Source organism: Pectobacterium punjabense (assembly GCF_012427845.1).
Lineage (GTDB): Bacteria > Pseudomonadota > Gammaproteobacteria > Enterobacterales > Enterobacteriaceae > Pectobacterium > Pectobacterium punjabense.
The window spans coordinates 1,458,315-1,479,707 of record NZ_CP038498.1; the positions used below are offsets into that span (position 1 = coordinate 1,458,315).

Genomic DNA, 21,393 nt, shown 5'->3' on the forward strand with positions numbered 1-21,393 from the left:
GTTTCATCGTATCGCCTTACTCCCGATGGTAAGGGTGATTAGTCGTAATGCTCCATGCTCGATACAGGCTCTCTGCCACCAGCACGCGAACGAGCGGGTGCGGCAGCGTTAATGGCGAGAGCGACCAGCTTTGTTCCGCCGCGGCTTTGCATTCTGGCGCAAGCCCTTCCGGTCCGCCAATCAGCAGACTGACATCGCGCCCATCCTGTTTCCAGCGCTCAAGCTGTTGCGCCAACTGTGGCGTTTCCCAGCGAGTACCTGGAATATCCAGCGTAACAATACGGTTGCCTTTGCCCACCGCAGCCAGCATCTGTTCGCCTTCGCGCTCCAGAATGCGTTTAATATCGGCATTTTTACCCCGCTTCCCCGCCGGAATTTCGAGTAATTCGAAAGGCATGTCCTTCGGGAAGCGCCGCAGATAATCGGTGAAACCAGTCTGCACCCAGTCGGGCATTTTGGTGCCAACGGCGACCAGTTGCAGTTTCATGCTAGCCCCACAGTTTTTCCAGTTCGTACAACTGGCGACTTTCTTCTTGCATGACATGAACCATCACGTCACCTAAATCGACAACAACCCAGTCAGCGGCGCTTTCGCCTTCTACTCCGAGTGGGATCAGACCCGCGGCGCGTGAAGATTGCACGACGTGATCGGCAATAGACGCGACATGGCGTGTAGAGGTGCCCGTACAGATAACCATGTAATCGGTGATGCTGGATTTACCCTGGACGTTGAGTGCAACGATATCCTGGGCTTTTAAGTCATCGACCTTATCAATAACGAAGTCTTGGAGTGCTTGACCTTGCAAAGGTTCCCCCTCAATGGCGTTCTATCAGTCACTGATGAACGCGTGTGGCGCTGAATTGTTTAAGAAAAACGTAAATCACCGAGTAATTGCCGAGAATTCCCGCTTTTCCCGGTGATTGAAACCAGCCGCGGAGTATATCACGCACTTTTGCCGAGTGGTATAAAGCCCGTGGCTGATGGACGGGAAAACCTGTGCTAGTGGTACAGGCCGTGTTCGTCGATGTAATTGAGCACGATGGGAGGCAATAAATCGTGACAGTTCAGACCGTGCTGTCGCCGTTGGCGAATGTCCGTTGCGGAAATGGTGACCAGTGGCGTGTCTGCCAAAAAGATCCGCCCGTGCGGTTGCTGATGAAGATCGTCCGGCGTGTGCGTCAGATGATCGTCCAACCATTGCTGTAATTCGGGTGTTTCCATCGCCGAGCGATAGCCGGGGCGAGCGCACACCAGCAAATGGCAAACGCTGAGTAGATCTTGCCAGCGGTGCCAGCGGTGTAGCGTCAGCAGTGAGTCCTGCCCGATGATAAAACCCAGCGGTGCATCGCCGCCTTTTTCAGCCCGCAATGCTTCCAATGTATCAATCGTGTAGGAAGGCGTTTGTCGTTGCAGTTCTCGATCGTCCACGCTAAATAGTGGGTTGCCTTCAACGGCCAGCTCAGCCATATGAAAACGCTGGCGGGAACTGGCTTCGGGCTGCTGTCGGTGCGGCGGAACGTTATTGGGCATCAGGACGACGTGAGTCAGCCCCACGAGCTTTGCCAGCGCGGTCACTGGTTGAAGGTGGCCGTAATGAATCGGGTCAAACGTGCCGCCAAAAAACGCGGTCAACGATGGTGCTGCGGATGATGTATTCAGATGAATGCCTCCGGCAAGGCTTTGCCGCACAGCAGCATGGCAAGTGATTCCAATTCAGACCAAACGGACTGACCGTAGTCTTGCTTTAGGGTTATTTCCACCTGCGTTAGCAATCGCACGGCCTGCTGTAGCTGCTGAAGAGAGAGCCGCTGTAATGCCTGTGTGAGCAGGTCACGTCGGTTTTGCCACACTTTTTGCTGATCGAATAACGTACGCAGCGGCGTGTCTGACATACGCCGTTTTAGCGCCAGCAGTTGTAGCAGTTCACGCTGTAGCGTGCGTAGCAAAATAACAGGTTCGCAATCTTCCTGCTTTAGCTGCTGCAAAATGTGCCAGGCGCGCTTGGCTTTACCTGCCAGCAATGCATCAAGCCAGTGGAAAGGCGTGAAATGAGCGGCATCGTTTACCGCATTCTCTACACGCGGTAGTGTCAGCTTGCCATCAGGATAAAGCAGTGCCAACCGTTCTAGCGCCTGAGACAGCGCGAGAAGGTTGCCCTCATAACAGTAACAAATGAGCTGCGTGGCCTGTTCATCCAGCGTCAATTTCATGGCTTTGGCGCGTTGAGCAACCCAACGGGGGAGCTGTGCTTGTTCCGGCGTCAGGCAATTGATATAGACACTGTCTTGTGCCAGCGCTTTAAACCAGGCGCTGTTTTCCTGCGCTTTGGTCAGTTTATGGCCGCGCAGAATCAGCAAAATATCGGGGTGTAATAATCCAGAGAGCTTGACCAGATTGTCGCTCATCGCCGCGTTCGGGCCGTTTTCCGGCAAGACCAGCAGAAGCGATTGGCGAGAAGCGAACAGGCTGAGCGCCTGACAGGTACTGAAAATCGCATCCCAGTCGGTATGCAGATCCAGAATGAAGCTGAAATGCTCGCTGAATTCGTGCTGCTGAGCGACTCGTTTGATGTTATCGAGACTTTCTTGCAGTAGGAGAGGGTCTGAGCCAAAGACTAAATAACAACCGCGCAGCCCCTCATGGAGCTGCGCGGTGAGTTGTTCGGGGTAAAGCCGAATCATGAACGCGTGGCGGCAGTCGTTGAATCGGTGGATTGCAGCCGATTTTTGACTTCCTGACTACCGTTGATAGTCAGCAACTTACGTACCAACTGCTGAGCAGCTTGTTCACGCATTTCCTGACGGACGATATCCTGTTCGGCATCTTTAGCCAGTGCAGCCAGCGGGTTATCAAAGAACGTGCGGAACACCGTCACACTGAGTGGGTAAATATCTTCACCCGGCATCAGCACTTGCGCCTGCAACGTTAGCACCATCTGGTATTCCGCTGTTTTACCGTCCTGAAAAATAGAGACAGTATCACGTGTTTCGCTTGAGCCCAGTACCCGCAGAGACGGGATATCCTGACGTGTCGCATCATCAACGATTTTTACATCGCTGAGACGGAGCTGCTCGCGCACCGCACGTGTTAGCGGACCATAAGGGTCACTGCTGTCGACGATGAGTGTTTGTAACTGCGTGGGCACTTGTGTCGTGCCGCGCAGATGAAAACCGCAGCCAGCGGTGATTAACACCGCCAGCCCCAGCAACAACGTGAATAGACGATGTCGCACAGTTCCTCCTTGCCTTAACCTACAACCAGGTTAAGCAGTTTGCCAGGGACATAAATCACTTTACGAACCGTGACGCCGTCCAGATATTTCGCGACCAGCGGTTCCTGAGCAGCGCGTTCGCGAACCTGTTCTTCGCTGGCGTCAGCGGCAACGGTAATTTTACCACGTACTTTACCGTTAACCTGAACGACGACCAGTTTGGAATCTTCCACCATCGCGTTCTCATCTGCAACCGGCCACGGTGCGGTATCCACATCGCCTTCACCTTGCAGTGCCTGCCACAGTGTGAAACAAACATGCGGAGTGAACGGATAGAGCATACGAACGACGGCAAGCAGTGTTTCCTGCGTTAGTGCGCGGTCCTGATCGCTTTCCTGCGGCGCTTTCGCCAGCTTGTTCATCAGTTCCATGATGGCGGCGATTGCGGTGTTGAAGGTTTGGCGACGGCCAATATCATCGGTCACTTTAGCGATCGTTTTGTGCAAATCGCGGCGCAGTGATTTCTGATCTTCCGTTAACGTCGCGACATCCAGCGCCGTTGTTGCCCCTTTCTCGGTGTGCTCAAAGGCTTGTCTCCAGACGCGTTTCAGGAAGCGGTTCGCGCCTTCTACGCCGGATTCCTGCCATTCCAGCGTCATTTCCGCAGGAGAAGCAAACATCATGAACAGACGAACGGTATCTGCACCGTATTTCTCTACCATAACCTGCGGGTCGATGCCGTTGTTTTTGGACTTCGACATTTTGCTCATACCGGCGTAGATCACGTCATGGCCTTCGTTATCGACGGCTTTGACGATGCGACCTTTCTCATCACGCTCAACGGTAACGTCGGTAGGTGAAACCCAGATGCGCTCGCCGTTATTACCCAGATAGTAGAAGGCATCCGCTAGCACCATGCCCTGACACAGCAGGCGTTTGGCGGGTTCATCAGATGTCACCAGACCTGCATCGCGCATCAGTTTGTGGAAGAAGCGGAAATACATCAGGTGCATGATGGCGTGTTCGATACCGCCGACATATTGGTCAACAGGCAGCCAGTAGTTGGCGGCAGCCGGATCTAACATTCCTTGGTCGTACTGCGGACACGTATAGCGGGCGTAGTACCAGGAGGATTCCATAAAGGTGTCGAACGTGTCGGTTTCACGCAGTGCTGGCTGACCGTTAACGGTAGTTTTCGCCCATTCCGGGTTAGATTTCAGCGGGCTGGTGATGCCATCCATCACGACATCTTCCGGCAGGATCACCGGCAGTTGATCTTCTGGCGTTGGGATGACGGTGCCGTCTTCCAGCGTCACCATTGGGATTGGTGCGCCCCAGTAACGCTGACGGGAGACACCCCAATCGCGTAGACGATAATTGACTTTACGCTCACCAATGCCTTTTTCTACCAGCTTATCGGCAATAGCATTGAACCCAGCGTCGAAATCCAGACCGTCAAATTCGCCGGAGTTGAACAGGTTGCCTTTTTCGGTCATCGCTTCAGCAGACAGATCGGGTTCACTGCCATCGGCATTCAAAATAACTGGCTTGATGGACAAGTCATATTTGGTGGCGAATTCCCAGTCGCGCTGGTCGTGGCCCGGAACGGCCATCACTGCGCCTGTGCCGTATTCCATCAGAACAAAGTTGGCGACCCAGATAGCGACTTTCTCACCGTTCAGCGGGTGAATCGCATACAGGCCGGTGGCCATGCCTTTTTTCTCCATCGTCGCCATATCGGCTTCGGCAACTTTGGTATTACGGCATTCTGCAATGAAATCGGCCAGCGCGGGATTCGCTGCGGCAGCTTGTGCTGCGAGAGGGTGGCCTGCGGCAACGGCAACGTAGGTCACACCCATAAACGTATCTGGACGCGTGGTGTAAACCGTCAGTTTCTCTGCGCTGTCTGCCACGTCAAAGGTGATTTCTACACCTTCGGAACGGCCAATCCAGTTACGCTGCATGGTTTTGACCTGCTCAGGCCAGCTTTCCAGCGTATCCAAATCGTTCAGCAGTTGGTCGGCATAAGCGGTGATTTTGATAAACCACTGCGGAATCTCTTTGCGCTCAACCTTGGTGTCACAGCGCCAACAGCAGCCGTCGATAACCTGTTCGTTCGCCAACACGGTTTGGTCGTTCGGGCACCAGTTAACGGCGGAGGTTTTTTTATACACCAGACCTTTTTCGTACAGCTTGGTGAAGAACCACTGTTCCCAGCGGTAGTAGTCTGGTTTACAGGTCGCGACTTCACGATCCCAGTCATAGCCAAAGCCCAGCAGTTTGAGCTGGTTTTTCATGTAATCGATGTTGGCATAGGTCCAGGGTGCTGGCGCGGTATTATTTTTGACCGCAGCGCCTTCAGCTGGCAGGCCAAACGCATCCCAACCGATTGGTTGCAGAACGTTTTTACCCAACATGCGCTGATAGCGGGAAATCACGTCACCGATGGTGTAGTTACGGACGTGGCCCATATGTAGTCGACCAGAAGGGTAAGGTAGCATGGAAAGGCAATAGTATTTTTCCTTGCCAGGCTGTTCGGTGACTTTAAATGTCTGCTTCTCTTGCCAGTGAAGCTGGACGTCCGCTTCTATCTCTTCTGGGCGGTATTGCTCTTGCATGGCTGCCAGGGGTCCTGTTTAGTGGAGAATCGCTACGTGAGTAGCCTGTTCTGATTCATAACAAAAGATCCGCATAGCATAGCCGTAAGCGACGCAGGCAACAACACCCAGCGCCTGACTGAGGGATATTTATGATTTGCGAGCGGCATACTGCGATGAATTGCGCAAATTGACGACAATTTCCTCAGTTGTGCGGGAAAAATAATCTAAAATAGAGAGAGATAGGCAACATGTCGGTTTTTGATTTGGTGTGCCAGACGGCGAATAGTCGTGCTTTATCGCCCCTCAACCCGCTTATTCAGGAGGAAGCATGAATAAACTAGCCCGCTATTACCGCGAGTTAATGGCTTCAGTTACAGCCCGGCTGAACAACGGTGAACGCGATCTTGATAGTCTGGTGCAGAGCGCCCGCAAAACCCTGCTGGAAGGCTCGGAGCTGACGCAGAAAGAAATAGAACAGGTGATTCAGGCTGTTCAGCGCGATCTGGAAGAGTTTGGCCGCAGCTATAGTGAAAGTCAGGATGAATTCACCGACAGTGTTTTTATGCGAGTGATTAAGGAAAGTTTGTGGCAGGAACTGGCGGATATTACGGATAAAACGCAGCTAGAGTGGCGTGAGATCTTCAAAGATGTGAATCATCACGGGGTGTACCACAGCGGTGAAGTGGTGGGGCTAGGTAATTTGGTGTGTGAGAACTGCCATCATCATATTGCATTCTACACGCCGGAGGTTTTGCCACTGTGCCCGAAATGCTCGCATGACCTGTTCCACCGCCAGCCGTTTCAACCGTAGGGCTGTAGGGCTGTAGGAGCAGTAAATAAGCTGCCTTACGGCATATTAAGATTTTTGGCAAACCGATTTACAGAACGAGAACGGTGATAATGGGATAGAAGAGTAAAGCGTTTGCGCCATGGACAAAAGCGTCAGGAACGCTTTTGAACGTCGCTTGCGACTGCCCTGCAAGGGTGAATCTCAGGGATGATATTCATATCTGCGCAATCCGAGCTTACACGGATGTACTTGCAGCGTCTTTACGATCTACCCATTACCACCGCTCGACGCGCTTTACCAGTCAGCAGCGTGCCTTGCGGCACGCTGTATCTGATTATTAATGCAGGATTTTCGCCAGGAAGTCTTTCGCGCGTTCAGACTGTGGGTTGTTGAAGAAATCATCCTTGCGGGTGTCCTCAACGATTTTGCCCTCATCCATAAAGATCACGCGGTGCGCCACTTTACGGGCAAAGCCCATTTCATGGGTGACGACCATCATGGTCATACCTTCCTGCGCCAGTTCAACCATAACGTCCAGTACTTCGTTGATCATCTCTGGATCAAGTGCGGATGTCGGTTCGTCAAATAACATCGCGATAGGGTCCATACATAGCGCGCGCGCGATGGCGACACGCTGTTGCTGACCACCGGAAAGCTGCCCTGGGTATTTGTTGGCGTGCGCCGCCAGCCCCACACGTTCTAACAGCTTCTGCGCTTTAGCTTTGGCGTCTTCACGCTTACGTTTCAGCACTTTCACCTGCGCGAGCGTCAGGTTCTCGATAATCGACAAGTGTGGGAACAGTTCAAAGTGCTGGAACACCATCCCGACTTTGGAACGTAACTGGGCCAGATTGGTTTTTTTATCGTTAACAGCAGTGCCATTGACGGTAATTTCACCTTTCTGAATCGGTTCCAGACCATTTACGGTTTTGATCAGGGTTGATTTACCCGAGCCAGAAGGCCCGCAGACGACCACAACTTCACCTTTTTTTACTTCTGTGGAGCAGTCGGCTAGCACCTGAAATTGGCCGTACCATTTAGAAACATTTTTCAGGGAAATCATCAAACCGTCCTTTTTTTCAGGTAACTGACCAGCATTGAGGCAGTAATGCTGAAGAGAAAATAAATGAACCCAGCAAATAGGATCATTTCAACTTGTGTTCCGTCACGCTCGCCGATGGTTGAGGCGGTACGGAAGAAATCAGCGAGGCTGAGTACGTAAACCAGTGAGGTATCCTGAAACAGGACAATACCTTGCGTCAGCAACAGCGGCACCATGGCGCGGAATGCCTGTGGCAAAATAACCAGCTTCATGGATTGCCAGTGCGTCATTCCTAATGCTAACGCCGCGGAAGATTGACCGCGTGACACGCTGAGGATACCCGCACGAATGATTTCAGAATAATAGGCTGCCTCGAACAGCGAGAAGGCTACCATAGCTGAAATCAGTCGAATATCGGTTTTCGGCGATAGCCCAAGCACATTTTGTAATAAGCTAGGAACCACCAGATAGAACCACAGCAGAACCATGACGAGTGGAACGGAGCGGAACAGGTTCACATACAGCTTGGCAAACCAACTGATAGGCTTGATCGGCGACAGGCGCATTACCGCCAGAATCGTGCCCCAGACAATCCCGAAGACCACCGCCGTTAGCGTAATTTTGAGTGTGACGACCATCCCCTGAATCAGGTACGGCATGCTTGGCCCAATTGAGCTCCAGTCAAATTCATGCATGATTTATTTGCTCCCCATATTGCCCGGCAAACGGGTTTTTCGCTCAACGACCTGCATAATCAACATAATGATGGCATTGATGCCAACGTACGCCAGCGTGATGGCGGTAAAGGATTCATACGCGTGGGCGGAATAGTCCAGCAGTTTCCCTGCCTGTGCTGCCATATCAACCAGACCAATCGTGGAAGCGATGGCCGAGTTTTTTACCAGGTTCAGCATCTCTGAGGTCAACGGCGGAACAATCACACGGTACGCATTCGGTAGTAATACATAGCGGTAGGTTTGCGGCAACGTCAAGCCCATTGCTAGCCCGGCGGCTTTCTGGCCGCGTGGTAGCGATTGAATCCCTGCACGCACCTGCTCACAAACGCGCGCTGCGGTGAAGAGCCCCAGACAAATCATCGATGACAGGAAAAATTGAATATTGGGATCTAGCTCGGCTTTAAACCACATACCGATGTTGACGGGAAGCAGCTCGGGAACCACCAGATACCAGGTAAAGAACTGGACAATCAGTGGGACGTTACGAAATAGTTCGACGTAGCAGGTGCCAATGCCCGCAAGAAAACGATTTGGGACGGTACGCAGGATTCCAAATAAAGAACCAATAAGAAAGGCGATAATCCAGGCACAGATAGATAATGTGACGGTGACTTGCAGACCGGACAAAATCCACCCGAGGTAGGTTGTGTTGCCGAAGGGGGCGGCTTGTAGAAATATGCCCCAGTTCCAATCTATTGACATAACGAACTCCGGTAAAAAAAGGGTAGCGAAGCTACCCTGAAGATTGATGAGCGGCCATATTCCCGTTCTGTTTCAAACTACAGGTGTATTGTTTATTTTCCTGTTTATCGAAATTTCTCGGGGCAACATGTGATGGGGAACGACCATCAGATGCCTGTCTGTCCTGCCACGAATCAGCAATCAGAGGGCAGATAGCTCTGCCCTTATTCTCATTATTAATTAGTTTAGTGCTTTGTCATTTGGCGCTTTGAACAGCGCTTTCATTTCGTCTGACAGTGCAAAGTTCAGGTTAAGATCTTTTGGTGGGATCGGTTGTTTGAACCAGCGATCGAACCATTTTTCAGCTTCACCGGAGGTCTGAACTTCAGCGATGGTGTCATCAACCAGCTTCTTGAATTGCGGATCGTCTTTACGCAACATACAGCCGTAGGCTTCTTCAGACTGCGCTTTGCCGACGATATCCCACTGATCGGCGTTTTTCGCTTTCGCACGTTCGCCTGCCAACAGCGCATCATCCATCATAAAAGCGACAGCGCGGCCGCTTTCCAGCGTACGGAAGGAGTCGCCATGGTCTTTCGCACTGATGATACGCATTTTCAGCTGTTTTTCTTCATTCAGCTTGTTCAGCAGAACTTCAGAGGTGGTGCCGGAAGTCACTACGACGGTTTTACCCGCTAGATCCGGGAAGTCTTTTACGCCGGAATCTTTTTTGGTTAACAGACGCGTACCGACCACGAAAATGGTGTTAGAGAACGCGGCTTGTTTCTGACGTTCCAAGTTGTTAGTCGTTGAACCACATTCAAAATCAAAGGTACCGTTCTGCAACAGTGGGATACGGTTCTGAGAGGTGATAGGGAGTAGCTTGACCTGCAGATTAGGCGCATCCAGTTTTTTCTTAACCGCTTCGACAATTTTGTCAGAGTAGGCTTGAGAGTAGCCGACCACTTTTTGCGTGTTGTCATAGTAAGAAAAAGGCACGGACGATTCGCGGTGTCCAATGACGATCACGCCATTATCTTTGACCTTTTTCAATGTACCGGCCAGATCTTCAGCCTGAGCTACGCTGGCGGCGGTGCCAAGCAGAAGCAGTGATAATGCCAGTTTACGCATTTGCATGTTCTAACCCCTTTGCTGTCGTTATATACCTGTCATCTTCAAGTCAACATTGTCTTCAAGCTAACATCGTATTGCTGTATCACTCATAATGCTTTGCGACTTCTTTGTGATAACGCTGCACCGTTAAAGCGCGAAGTTACTGTCTATACAGTTAAAAAGTAGCTGATTGTAAATAGATTGAAATGGGAATGTTTGTTTTTTGCGATATCCGCCGCACCAAATAGCAGCAATGTCAGAAGGTGGCACCAATTTGGTGCGTTACTTGCCCCGTAAGAGAGCTTTACGCCGACGTAATATCCAAAAAAATACAGAAACAACCCTTTACAGGGTAATAAGAGGCAAATACCGTGCCAGAAATAAAAAAAGGCATGCAAAAGCATGCCCTTAGGGATGTGAAGAGGGGCGGGTTATCGGCGACGCGAACCGAAGAAAACGGCAGCAACGCCGCCCAGTAACGTAATGATCCAGAGCGGCCAGGAACCGAAGCGCGCATAAGGCGTTATCCCCGTTGCTGGCACGACCTGCGTATCCAGCACTGCACGCGTGAACTGCGGCAGACTGGCGCTGACTTTGCCATCTGGCGTAATCACCGCTGTGACGCCGTTGTTGGTACTACGAACCAGAGGACGGCCTAATTCCAGCGCACGCATGCGTGCCATCTGGAAATGCTGCCACGGGCCGATTGAGTGGCCGAACCACGCGTCGTTCGAGATGGTCAACAGCATATCGGTGTCTGGCCGGAAGTTATCTCGTACCTGTTGCCCTAAGATGATTTCATAACAAATAGCGGCATTAAGCTTGAAGCCATGCACAGAAAGCTGCGGCTGAACGTAGTCTCCGCGGCTGAACGATGACATGGGGAGATCGAAGAACGGTGCCAACGGACGTAACAACGTTTCCAGCGGGACAAACTCGCCAAAAGGTACCAGATGGTTTTTGTTGTAGCGATTCGTCGTGGGGTAGTTGTATGGCTCTTTGTCGCCGAGTACGATAATTGAGTTATAGAAATCGGTCTTATTACCATCACGTCGGATATCAACGATACCCGTAATCAGGCTGCTATTACGACTACGTAGAATATCGTCAATCTGCTTTAAATAAGCGTTCTGACGGCTTTCAATATCAGGAATTGCCGTTTCCGGCCAGATAACGATAGGTGCCTTGTCCATATAAGGCAGACTGTTATCCAGATAGATCCTCAGCGTGTTCAACAGCTCGTTTTGTTCCCACTTCATGGCCTGCGGGATATTACCTTGTACCAACGCGACATTAACGGCGCGTTCTGGTTGCAGGGTGTACCACTGCACGCTGCGTAGCGGCCATGATAAAACGAAAACACCGATAGCAATGGCCGCTGGTGCGATTTTTCGCTGATTGATAGCGTAAACGAGTAGCCCACTGAGGCTCATCAAGAGGAAGGTAATGGTGTCGATACCCAGAATAGGCGCGATACCTTTTAGCGGCCCGTCAATTTGGCTGTAGCCGAATTGCAGCCACGGAAAGCCAGTGAGCACCCAGCCTCGCAGAAATTCGGTTAATTGCCAGAGCACAGGGGCGGCAAGCGCCAGACGCCACAGCGTGGCTTTCGGCCACAGGCGTGAGAGCAGGGCAGAAAACAGCAGAGGATAGAGTGACAAATAGGCGGCGAGCAGAATGACCAGGGCAACATTGACAGGGCCTGGCATCCCGCCGAATTGCGCGATACTGACGTAAACCCAGTTTACGCCGCTGCCGAACAGACCTAACCCCCAGCAAAACCCTATCCAGGCTGACTGGCGACTCGTGCGGTTGAGCGTCAGTGCCTGTAGCCCCATGAGCGAGATAATCGCCGCAGGCCAGAAATCAAAGGGAGAAAATGCCAGCGTGCCACAGGCACCAAATAAGAGCGCCAGCAGGGCTTTAACCTGCTGGCGTTGTAGAAAAGAAGCGACAACCATTGCCAAATTATTCTTCCAATTTTGGTTGAGGAGCATTGTCAGGGATTCTGACATGAACTTGAATAATACGGCGACTGTCTGCCATCGCAACCTTAAACAGGTAACCTTCTATGTCGATGGTTTCGCCACGAGCAGGAAGATGGCCGAAAGACTGCATGACCAAGCCGCCGATGGTGTCAACTTCATCATCACTAAACCGTGTGCCGAAAGCTTCGTTAAAATCTTCGATATCGGTTAACGCACGGACGGTGTAAGTCTGGCGATTAAGCTGACGAATATCTCTGTCTTCTTCATCGTCGTATTCGTCTTCAATTTCGCCGACGATCAGCTCAAGGATATCTTCGATTGTGACCAGACCGGATACGCCACCAAATTCATCAATGACAATCGCCATGTGATAGCGCAATGAGCGGAACTCATTCAGCATTCTATCAACGCGTTTACTTTCCGGCACAACAACGGCTGAACGCAGGACTTTATCCATACTGAAGGGCTCGGAGTCGCTACGCATAAACGGCAGCAAATCCTTGGCCATCAGGATACCTTCAATATGGTCTTTATCTTCGCTAATGACGGGGAAACGAGAGTGGGCGGATTCGATAATCACGTCCAGGCACTCTTCCAGCGTTTGATCGAGCTTGAGCGTAATCATCTGCGAGCGAGGGATCATGATGTCGCGTACACGCTGGTCGGCGATATCCATGACGCCTTCGAGCATATCTCGCGTTTCAGGATCGATCAGTTCATTCTGTTCGGAATCACGAATCAGAGTGAGTAAACCGTTACGATCTTTTGGCTCGCCGTGAAAAAGCTGATTAAGAATAAGAGAAAAGAAGCCCTTTTTGGGACTGGGTGCATCGCTGTTTTGAGAATGGTCGTCGCTCATGCGTTTTAATTAACATCACTCTTGTTAAGGAATTATTGCCAGCCGTTGGAATCGACACTGCGGCTGACGTGGAGCAAACAGAATAAGTACCCGACATCTTCCCGATCTCGGGCTATACCCGTCATACTTCAAGCTGCATGTGTGTTGGCTTTCCTCACTCACCCAGTCACTTACTGGTGTAAGCTTCTGGGATTCGTTGTGTCGCCGCCTTCCTGCAACTCGAATTATTTAGGGTCTATACAAAATGTATTTCTATTTATTCGGTGAGGCCATCTTTTTCTGCAAGGTAAGGATCGGCATAGCCCATACTTTGCATAATCTCGGTTTCCAGCGCTTCCATTTCTTCGGCTTCGCTGTCTTCGATATGGTCATACCCTAGCAGATGCAGGCTACCATGGACAACCATGTGCGCCCAGTGCTCTTCTACGGTTTTTTCCTGCTCTGTAGCTTCACGTTCCACAACCTGACGGCAGATGATTAAATCGCCAAGCAGAGGAAGTTCGACTTCAGGCGGTGCTTCAAAAGGAAACGACAGCACGTTGGTCGGCTTGTCTTTCCCGCGATAGGTGTTATTCAGGTCGCGGCTTTCTGCTTCATCCACGATACGGATGGTGACTTCAGCGACTTCCTGAAACTGCGGCAGAACGCCTTCCAGCCAGCGCTGAAAGTCTTTCTCTTCCGGTAATCCCTGTGCTTGCTCGCTGGCGATTTGTAAATCGAGAATCACCTGACTCATTTTTGCTCCTGATCTGATGCCGCTGCCTGCGCTTCACGCTTACGCTGTTCTGCTAAGGCGTCTTTACGTTTCTGTTCGGCATTTTCCCATGCTTCATAGGCATTCACAATCCGTGCGACTACGGGATGGCGCACTACGTCTTCGCTGTGGAAAAAGTTAAAGCTGATCTCTTCCACATCGGCCAGCACTTCAATGGCGTGGCGTAGGCCGGATTTCAGGTTTTTCGGCAAGTCGATCTGTGTTACGTCGCCAGTGATGACGGCTTTTGAGTTGAACCCGATGCGCGTCAGGAACATTTTCATCTGTTCGATGGTGGTGTTCTGGCTTTCATCCAGAATGATAAAGGCATCGTTCAGCGTTCGGCCACGCATGTAAGCCAGTGGCGCAACTTCGATTACGTTGCGTTCGATAAGCTTTTCGACGCGCTCAAATCCCAGCATTTCAAATAGGGCATCATAAAGTGGGCGCAGGTAGGGATCGACTTTCTGGCTTAGATCGCCAGGCAGGAAGCCCAGCTTTTCACCGGCTTCGACCGCTGGGCGCGTTAGCAGAATACGGCGAATATCCTGACGCTCCAATGCATCTACGGCGGCAGCGACGGCCAGGTAGGTTTTCCCCGTTCCCGCTGGACCAACACCGAACGTGATGTCGTGATCGAGGATATTGGCGACATACTGTGCCTGATTCGGCGTGCGCGGTTTGATTACGCCGCGTTTGGTGCGGATATTGACCACTTTGCCATAGTCAGGAACGTGTTCCGCAGACTGCTCCAGCACGCGGGATTCTTTAATCGCAAGGTGAATTTGCTCAGGATCGATATCACCGATGACGCCACGTACCGGTGCTGTATCAACATACAGACGTTGCAGAATATCTGCCGCAGCCTGCGTCAGCAGGCTTTTACCGACCAGTTTGAACTGATTGTCTCGGCGATTGATTTCGATGCCTAAGCGGCGCTCTAGCTGTTTAATATTGTCATCAAACGGACCGCAAAGGCTGAGTAGGCGTTGGTTATCTGCGGGTTCAAGGGCAATCTCTTTTGTCGTTACGTTCAAATTATTCCTCTTGAGCGTTACTGTACGGGCGCTATTCTGCCCATACAAAATGAACGGTTGTCAGACGGCCTGATGTGCCCGCCATATGAATGAATTATTCATCGTGAATGCCCGATGGTGCAAGTCACAATAATGATATTGGGATGCCGCTTCGCAAAAGCAAATGTAAGCGGCATGAAATTGAAACTGACAGAAGGTTATCTCTACCTGCCATAAAAAAACGCAGGGAACGTTTTTCAACGTTGCAAAGCAACGGCCCGAAGGGGCTGCTATTCCGGCTTGCCATAAAAAATGGGTGGCAAAGCCACCCACAATACTATTCAAGTGCATCAACATCGATTACGGCTGGTAGAATCCAACGCCGATCTCGTTCTCTTTACGGGTACGAGCAATCACGGAAGATGGTGATTCATGTACACGCAGATCCATTTGATCTTCGGTACGCACCACGATGCCACGCAATGAGTTGGTATAAACGTCAACGATTTCAACATCGACAAATTTACCGATCATATCTGGCGTGCCTTCAAAGTTGACAACGCGGTTGTTTTCCGTACGGCCAGACAGCTCCATCACGCTCTTACGCGAAGTACCTTCTACCAGAATACGCTGGATGGTGCCCAGCATGAGGCGACTAAACCGCATTGCCTGCTGGGTAATACGTTCTTGCAGAAGGTATAGACGCTGTTTTTTCTCTTCTTCCGGTACATCATCGACCATATCCGCAGCCGGCGTTCCCGGACGAGCGGAATAGACAAAGCTGTAGCTCATGTCGAAATTCACATCGGCAATCAACTTCATGGTCTGTTCAAAGTCAGCTTGCGTTTCGCCAGGGAAACCGACGATAAAGTCAGAACTGATCAGGATGCCAGGACGCGCATTGTGCAGTTTACGGATGATAGCTTTGTATTCCAGCGCGGTATGACGGCGTTTCATCATCGTCAATACGCGGTCAGAGCCGCTTTGTACTGGCAAATGCAGGAAGCTGACCAGTTCTGGCGTATCTTCATAAACGCTGATTATATCGTCTGTGAATTCAATTGGATGGCTGGTAGTGAAGCGGACACGATCGATTCCGTCGATGGCGGCGACCAGGCGCAGCAGCTCGGCAAAAGAGCAGATTTCACCGTCATAGGTTTCGCCGCGATAAGCGTTAACGTTCTGTCCCAGAAGGTTAACTTCACGTACGCCTTGTGCGGCCAGTTGGGCGATTTCAAATAATACATCATCGCACGGACGGCTGACCTCTTCACCACGGGTATAAGGCACCACGCAGAATGTGCAATATTTATTGCAGCCTTCCATGATGGAAACGAATGCCGTTGGCCCTTCAGCGCGGGGTTCAGGTAAACGGTCAAATTTCTCGATTTCAGGGAAGCTGATGTCAACTATAGGGCTACGGGTGCCCTGAACGTGATTAATCATTTCCGGCAGGCGGTGCAACGTTTGCGGGCCAAAAATAACGTCAACGTAGTGCGCACGTTCACGAATGTGTGCGCCCTCCTGTGAGGCAACGCAGCCACCGACGCCAATAATCAGGTTCGGATTAAGATCTTTCAGCGCTTTCCAGCGACCAAGTTGATGGAAGACCTTTTCCTGCGCCTTTTCACGGATCGAACAGGTATTGAGCAGCAGGACATCGGCTTCTTCAGCGATTTCAGTAAGCTCATAGCCGTGCGTACTTCCCAGTAAATCAGCCATCTTTGATGAATCGTACTCATTCATCTGACAGCCCCAGGTTTTAATATGCAGTTTTTTTGTCATCGACTTGCCATTACTCAGTGCGGATAAGAAAGATTCCCCTCATTTGGGGCGGGTATTGTAATCGTTCGCTGGCGTTGTGACCAGTGCCGGAAACTGCGCTGATTTGATAACCCCTTACTTTCTATAAAAATGCGGCTTTTCTGAAAAATCTCCCGTAAATCCAGTACACTATTTTCATGCATTTTTACTGGTGTGAATAAACCAGAATCAGAGGGGATAAAGCCAATATGCATTACGATGCGATTGTGGTTGGCGGTGGTATGGTCGGTGCGGCTGCGGCGCTTGGGCTAGCACAACAGGGATTTCAGGTTGCGGTCATTGAGCAGGACATGCCGGCGCCGTTTGATGCCGCCAGCCCGCCAGATTTACGGATCTCGGCGATTGGCTACGCGTCGGTTGCGTTGCTGAAAGAGCTGGGCGTATGGCAGCGAGTGCAGCAGATGCGTAGTGCGCCTTATCGCCGGCTGGAAACCTGGGAATGGGCGAATGCCAGAGTGGTTTTCGATGCCGCCGACATTCACCTGCCTGAGCTGGGCTTTATGGTGGAAAATCGCGTGCTGCAATTGGCGCTCTGGGAAAGCTTACAGGAAGAAGGGCATTGCCAATGTTACTGCCCGGCAACGCCGCAGAACCTGCAACGTATGGGGGATGACTGGTGTTTACAGCTTGCCGATGGACAACAACTGACGGCTTCACTGGTGGTTGGCGCTGATGGCGCGAACTCTCAGGTTCGCCAGTGGGCGGGAATTGGCATCAGCGGCTGGCAGTATCGTCAGTCTTGTATGTTGATCGGCGTTGAGACTTTGCAGCCGCAGCAGGATGTTACCTGGCAACAGTTCACGCCGAGTGGCCCGCGTGCATTTTTACCGCTGTTTGGCCAATGGGGGTCGCTAGTGTGGTATGACAGCCCGCAGCGTATTCGCCAGCTTCAGGCTATGCCGCTCACACAGTTGGATAAAGAGATTACCGCCGCGTTTCCAGAGCGATTGGGTACAGTAAAGTCATTCTCCGCGGGGTCATTCCCTCTGGTCAGACGTCATGCGCAAACTTATATCAAACCCGGTTTGGTGCTGCTGGGCGATGCCGCGCATACCATTAATCCGCTGGCAGGGCAGGGTGTTAACCTAGGATATCGAGATGTTGAGGCGCTGCTGGATGTGTTGATCAACGCACGCAATGCGGGGGAAGAGTGGGCTTCTGAACGGATTTTACGCCGTTATCAGTGTCGTCGTATGCCGGATAACCTGATGATGCAAAGTGGGATGGATTTATTCTATAACGCGTTCAGTAACGCATTACCGCCACTGAGCTTTGCACGTAATATGGCGCTGATGGTCGCACAGCGCGCTGGCGTGTTAAAACAGCGCGCATTGAAATATGCCATTGGTGTTTGATTGATGATAATGAGGATGCCGCCTGCTATCGTACTGGCTCGGCGGTAAAGATAATATTGGTGTCCTCATTAGTTGTTGCCGTAAAGCGAGTATTCCCTATCTGCCGAATGCCTTTATCTGAGGTTCGGCTATCCTGAAGCAGGCCGTACATCATCTCGGTCACTTCACGGTTTTCGATGTTATCTCCACCTAATAGCGCAGAAAATGCGGCTGTGACGATTTGCAGGTTTTGTGTCGCCGTTTCGGCGGATTCTGATGAGGCGCTAAACACGATGAGCCCTGTGAGTTGTTGATTTTTTTTCTCAGCCGATCCGATTAACCCGACATGCTCATTGAAAATATGCTGAAAATCATCAACGGAATGTCCCTTCTCCAGATTAATGGTCAGTTTGAGAGGGATATTGAGTTGCGTCAGGTTGGCATTCATTCTGTCAGCAAACTCTTGTGATGAAATCTTGAAAGAAGCGACATTAGCGGCATAAGCTGGAGCGGTGAAGCAAAATAGCAGGGCTAGACTGAGTAGCAGCGTGCTTAACCGCTCGCGTATAGCGGATTGCCGCGATGATACGACGAGACTGAGATCATGAGTAACAAAGAATGTAGATAAAACCTTCATGCCGCCCTTTTGGGAAAATCGAATGATTGATTCGGGATATGTTAGCACCAGACTACGTTAATACCCGACATAACAAACAGGGCGACGTCTTTCGACTGTCGCCCTGTTTGTTTGCTGTTTTACCAGCTTTATTTGGCTGGGGTACGAGGATTCGAACCTCGGAATGCCGGAATCAGAATCCGGTGCCTTACCGCTTGGCGATACCCCAAAAATGTGGTGGCTACGACGGGAATCGAACCTGTGACCCCAGCATTATGAGTGCTGTGCTCTAACCAGCTGAGCTACGTAGCCAAATGTACTGCTATTATCAATTCACTTCAAGAAAATCTTCTACTATCAAGTAGATGGCTGGGGTACCTGGATTCGAACCAGGGAATGCTGGTATCAAAAACCAGTGCCTTACCGCTTGGCGATACCCCAACAGAACAACAAATTTTTCGGCATGTATTTTGAAATGGCTGGGGTACCTGGATTCGAACCAGGGAATGCCGGTATCAAAAACCGGTGCCTTACCGCTTGGCGATACCCCAATCACTACAAAACACTAACAGGCTTCGAAAAGCGATGTTAAACCGAAAAGATAACATGGTGCGGGAGGCGAGACTTGAACTCGCACACCTTGCGGCGCCAGAACCTAAATCTGGTGCGTCTACCAATTTCGCCACTCCCGCAAAAGATGGTGGCTACGACGGGAATCGAACCTGTGACCCCAGCATTATGAGTGCTGTGCTCTAACCAGCTGAGCTACGTAGCCATCTTTTCCGCGTTACCTTCATCGGCGTTGCGGGGCGCATTATGCGTAGTTGGCCTAATTGCGTCAACTAGTTTTTTCCCGAAAAGTGCCCTTGATGTATCGTTTGTTTGGGTTGTGAACAGTATGGTGAGAAAAGCGCCAAAAAGCACGTAATCCCAGTCAATTAAGCCTACAAAAACGGGCCATAAAGGCCCGTTGACTGATAAAACTAAATCAAATTATTTGTAGGCTGATTGGTGCACACCAACTGCGCGGCCTGATGGATCATCCAGTTTTTTGAAGGATTCATCCCACTCAATCGCTTTAGCCGACGAACAGGCGACTGACGGGCCGCCAGGCACGCATTCTGCTGCGCTTGGAACCGGGAACAGCTCTTCAAAGATTTCACGGTACAGGTACGCTTCTTTGGAGCCAGGCGTGTTGTACGGGAAGCGGAAACGTGCAGTTTCCAATTGTTGATCGGTAACCTGATTCGCTGCCACTTCTTTCAGCGTGTCGATCCAGCTGTAGCCTACGCCGTCAGAGAATTGTTCTTTCTGACGCCAGGCAACGCTGTGCGGCAGGTAGGATTCAAAGCACTCACGCAGAATGTGTTTTTCCATCTTGCCGTTGCCGCACATTTTGTCGCGCGGGTTGATGCGCATGGCGACATCGAGGAAGTTTTTGTCCAGGAAAGGCACACGAGCTTCCACGCCCCAGGCTGACATCGCTTTGTTGGCACGTGCGCAGTCATACTGGTGCAGAGCCAGCAGCTTACGCACGGTTTCTTCATGCAGTTCTTTGGCGTTTGGCGCTTTGTGGAAATAGAGGTAGCCGCCGAACACCTCGTCAGAGCCTTCGCCTGACAGCACCATTTTGATGCCCATCGCTTTGATTTTACGTGACATCAGGTACATCGGCGTTGACGCGCGAATCGTGGTGACGTCATAGGTTTCGATGTGATAAATCACGTCGCGGATCGCATCCAGCCCTTCCTGCACGGTGAAGTGAATTTCGTGGTGCACGGTGCCCAGATGGTTAGCGACTTCCTGTGCAGCTTTCAGGTCTGGTGCGCCTTCCAAGCCGACGGCGAAAGAGTGCAACTGAGGCCACCAGGCTTCACTACGCTCGTCATCTTCTACGCGACGTGCGGCATATTTTTTGGTGATTGCGGAGATAACGGAAGAATCCAGGCCGCCAGAGAGCAACACGCCGTAGGGCACGTCAGACATCAGGTGGCTTTTCACCGCTTCTTCCAGCGCGTCGCGCAGTGCTTCTTTATCCGTTTCGTTGTCTTTTACTGCGTCGTAATCAAACCAGTCACGCTGGTAATATTCACGAATTTCGCCATCTTTGCTCCACAGATAGCTGCCTGCTGGGAATTCTTTGATCGTACGGCAAACCGGCACCAGCGCTTTCATTTCAGATGCGACGTAGAGGTTACCGTGCTCATCGTAGCCCATATACAGTGGGATAATGCCGAGATGGTCACGGCCAATCAGGTAGGCGTCTTTTTCGCTGTCATACAGTGCAAAAGCGAACATGCCGCGCAGTTCGTCCAGGAATTCCGGACCTTTTTCCTGATACAGCGCCAGGATGACTTCGCAGTCGGAGCCAGTCTGAAACGCGTAACGGTCGCCGTATTGCTGACGCAATGCCTGATGGTTATAAATTTCACCGTTTACGGCCAGAATGTGGGTGCGCTCGGCGTTGTAAAGCGGCTGTGCGCCCGTGTTGACGTCAACGATAGACAGACGTTCGTGAGCCAGAATCGCTTTGTCGCTGGCATAAACGCCGGACCAGTCTGGCCCGCGATGACGCATTAAACGAGATAACTCCAGCGCTTTCTTACGTAGTTCAACAGGATCGCTTTTCAGATCAAGCACACCAAAAATAGAACACATACATGACTCCCAGTAATTACGAATTCGGCCTTAGTGCTATTGATTTAGCATCAAAACACTATGGGAATTCAATATTATTTAATGAAAAAAGCGCTTGGTGTGGTGTTTCGATAATTATTTAGCGGATTTTGTATTGATTCGTCAAATTAACAAAGGGGAAAGGCCGGAT

At 51.1% G+C, this 21,393-nt stretch carries 19 protein-coding genes and 6 tRNA genes; 2 read left to right on the forward strand and 23 right to left on the reverse strand.

The window, feature by feature from the left end; all coding sequences use genetic code 11:
• Positions 1-16: 16 nt before the first annotated feature.
• The 6 genes from rlmH to leuS form a co-directional block, all read right to left on the reverse strand.
• Positions 17-487 (reverse strand): 23S rRNA (pseudouridine(1915)-N(3))-methyltransferase RlmH, encoded by a 471-nt coding sequence (gene rlmH, locus E2566_RS06485; RefSeq protein WP_015730925.1) that lies wholly within the window; start codon positions 485-487, stop codon positions 17-19.
• A gap of 1 nt (position 488) precedes the next feature.
• On the reverse strand, positions 489-806 hold the full coding sequence (gene rsfS, locus E2566_RS06490) for a ribosome silencing factor (protein ID WP_010284049.1): 318 nt from the start codon (positions 804-806) through the stop codon (positions 489-491).
• Positions 807-1,000: 194 nt separating this feature from the next.
• Entirely contained in the window at positions 1,001-1,660 is a 660-nt protein-coding gene (gene nadD / locus E2566_RS06495) for a nicotinate-nucleotide adenylyltransferase (RefSeq protein WP_205942453.1), read from the reverse strand.
• The gene (holA, locus tag E2566_RS06500; RefSeq protein WP_107168305.1) at positions 1,657-2,682 is read right to left on the reverse strand and encodes a DNA polymerase III subunit delta; all 1,026 of its coding nucleotides are present in this window, start codon (positions 2,680-2,682) and stop codon (positions 1,657-1,659) included. The genes nadD and holA overlap by 4 nt, the downstream gene beginning before the upstream one ends.
• A complete protein-coding gene (gene lptE, locus E2566_RS06505) occupies positions 2,679-3,233 on the reverse strand; it encodes an LPS assembly lipoprotein LptE (protein WP_014700736.1) in 555 nt (184 codons plus the stop codon). The genes holA and lptE overlap by 4 nt, the downstream gene beginning before the upstream one ends.
• Before the next feature lie 14 nt (positions 3,234-3,247).
• Positions 3,248-5,830, reverse strand: a complete 2,583-nt coding sequence (gene leuS / locus E2566_RS06510) for a leucine--tRNA ligase (RefSeq protein ID WP_107168304.1) — start codon at positions 5,828-5,830, stop codon at positions 3,248-3,250.
• Between the two features lie 310 nt (positions 5,831-6,140).
• Here leuS and E2566_RS06515 point away from each other — a divergent pair, with 310 nt between their 5' ends.
• On the forward strand, positions 6,141-6,623 hold the full coding sequence (locus E2566_RS06515; protein WP_107168303.1) for a zinc ribbon-containing protein: 483 nt from the start codon (positions 6,141-6,143) through the stop codon (positions 6,621-6,623).
• Between the two features lie 316 nt (positions 6,624-6,939).
• Here E2566_RS06515 and E2566_RS06520 read toward each other — a convergent pair whose 3' ends face one another.
• The 9 genes from E2566_RS06520 to miaB form a co-directional block, all read right to left on the reverse strand.
• Positions 6,940-7,665: an amino acid ABC transporter ATP-binding protein gene (locus tag E2566_RS06520; RefSeq protein ID WP_005976306.1), complete on the reverse strand. Its 726-nt coding sequence runs from the start codon at positions 7,663-7,665 to the stop codon at positions 6,940-6,942.
• Complete coding sequence (gene gltK, locus E2566_RS06525) at positions 7,665-8,339, reverse strand: glutamate/aspartate ABC transporter permease GltK (RefSeq protein WP_014914631.1); 675 nt, start codon at positions 8,337-8,339, stop codon at positions 7,665-7,667. Before gltK ends, E2566_RS06520 begins: the two co-directional genes overlap by 1 nt.
• A 3-nt stretch (positions 8,340-8,342) precedes the next feature.
• Positions 8,343-9,083, reverse strand: coding sequence for an amino acid ABC transporter permease (locus E2566_RS06530; protein ID WP_010285409.1), 741 nt, complete (start codon positions 9,081-9,083; stop codon positions 8,343-8,345).
• 219 nt (positions 9,084-9,302) lie between these two features.
• Complete coding sequence (locus E2566_RS06535; RefSeq protein ID WP_010298785.1) at positions 9,303-10,199, reverse strand: amino acid ABC transporter substrate-binding protein; 897 nt, start codon at positions 10,197-10,199, stop codon at positions 9,303-9,305.
• Between the two features lie 407 nt (positions 10,200-10,606).
• Complete coding sequence (gene lnt, locus E2566_RS06540; RefSeq protein ID WP_107168302.1) at positions 10,607-12,136, reverse strand: apolipoprotein N-acyltransferase; 1,530 nt, start codon at positions 12,134-12,136, stop codon at positions 10,607-10,609.
• Positions 12,137-12,143: 7 nt separating this feature from the next.
• The gene (gene corC, locus E2566_RS06545; RefSeq protein ID WP_107168301.1) at positions 12,144-13,022 is read right to left on the reverse strand and encodes a CNNM family magnesium/cobalt transport protein CorC; all 879 of its coding nucleotides are present in this window, start codon (positions 13,020-13,022) and stop codon (positions 12,144-12,146) included.
• A gap of 256 nt (positions 13,023-13,278) precedes the next feature.
• A complete protein-coding gene (gene ybeY, locus E2566_RS06550; protein ID WP_107168300.1) occupies positions 13,279-13,758 on the reverse strand; it encodes an rRNA maturation RNase YbeY in 480 nt (159 codons plus the stop codon).
• The gene (locus E2566_RS06555; RefSeq protein WP_039472515.1) at positions 13,755-14,813 is read right to left on the reverse strand and encodes a PhoH family protein; all 1,059 of its coding nucleotides are present in this window, start codon (positions 14,811-14,813) and stop codon (positions 13,755-13,757) included. The genes ybeY and E2566_RS06555 overlap by 4 nt, the downstream gene beginning before the upstream one ends.
• Before the next feature lie 339 nt (positions 14,814-15,152).
• Positions 15,153-16,577: a tRNA (N6-isopentenyl adenosine(37)-C2)-methylthiotransferase MiaB gene (gene miaB / locus E2566_RS06560; protein ID WP_107168299.1), complete on the reverse strand. Its 1,425-nt coding sequence runs from the start codon at positions 16,575-16,577 to the stop codon at positions 15,153-15,155.
• Positions 16,578-16,804: 227 nt separating this feature from the next.
• Between miaB and ubiF the strand changes: the two genes are divergently transcribed.
• The gene (gene ubiF / locus E2566_RS06565) at positions 16,805-17,971 is read left to right on the forward strand and encodes a 3-demethoxyubiquinol 3-hydroxylase (protein WP_107168298.1); all 1,167 of its coding nucleotides are present in this window, start codon (positions 16,805-16,807) and stop codon (positions 17,969-17,971) included.
• Between the two features lie 25 nt (positions 17,972-17,996).
• Here the strand turns inward: ubiF and E2566_RS06570 are convergent, their stop codons facing one another.
• The 8 genes from E2566_RS06570 to asnB form a co-directional block, all read right to left on the reverse strand.
• Complete coding sequence (locus E2566_RS06570) at positions 17,997-18,587, reverse strand: hypothetical protein (RefSeq protein WP_107168297.1); 591 nt, start codon at positions 18,585-18,587, stop codon at positions 17,997-17,999.
• A 133-nt stretch (positions 18,588-18,720) separates the two neighbouring features.
• Positions 18,721-18,795 (reverse strand) — tRNA-Gln (locus E2566_RS06575).
• 6 nt (positions 18,796-18,801) lie between these two features.
• Positions 18,802-18,878: transfer RNA gene (locus E2566_RS06580), tRNA-Met, on the reverse strand.
• A 54-nt stretch (positions 18,879-18,932) separates the two neighbouring features.
• Positions 18,933-19,007: transfer RNA gene (locus tag E2566_RS06585), tRNA-Gln, on the reverse strand.
• 35 nt (positions 19,008-19,042) lie between these two features.
• Positions 19,043-19,117, reverse strand: a tRNA-Gln gene (locus tag E2566_RS06590).
• Between the two features lie 56 nt (positions 19,118-19,173).
• Positions 19,174-19,258, reverse strand: a tRNA-Leu gene (locus tag E2566_RS06595).
• Positions 19,259-19,264: 6 nt separating this feature from the next.
• Positions 19,265-19,341, reverse strand: a tRNA-Met gene (locus E2566_RS06600).
• A 218-nt stretch (positions 19,342-19,559) separates the two neighbouring features.
• On the reverse strand, positions 19,560-21,224 hold the full coding sequence (gene asnB, locus E2566_RS06605) for an asparagine synthase B (protein WP_039472522.1): 1,665 nt from the start codon (positions 21,222-21,224) through the stop codon (positions 19,560-19,562).
• Positions 21,225-21,393 lie beyond the last annotated feature (169 nt).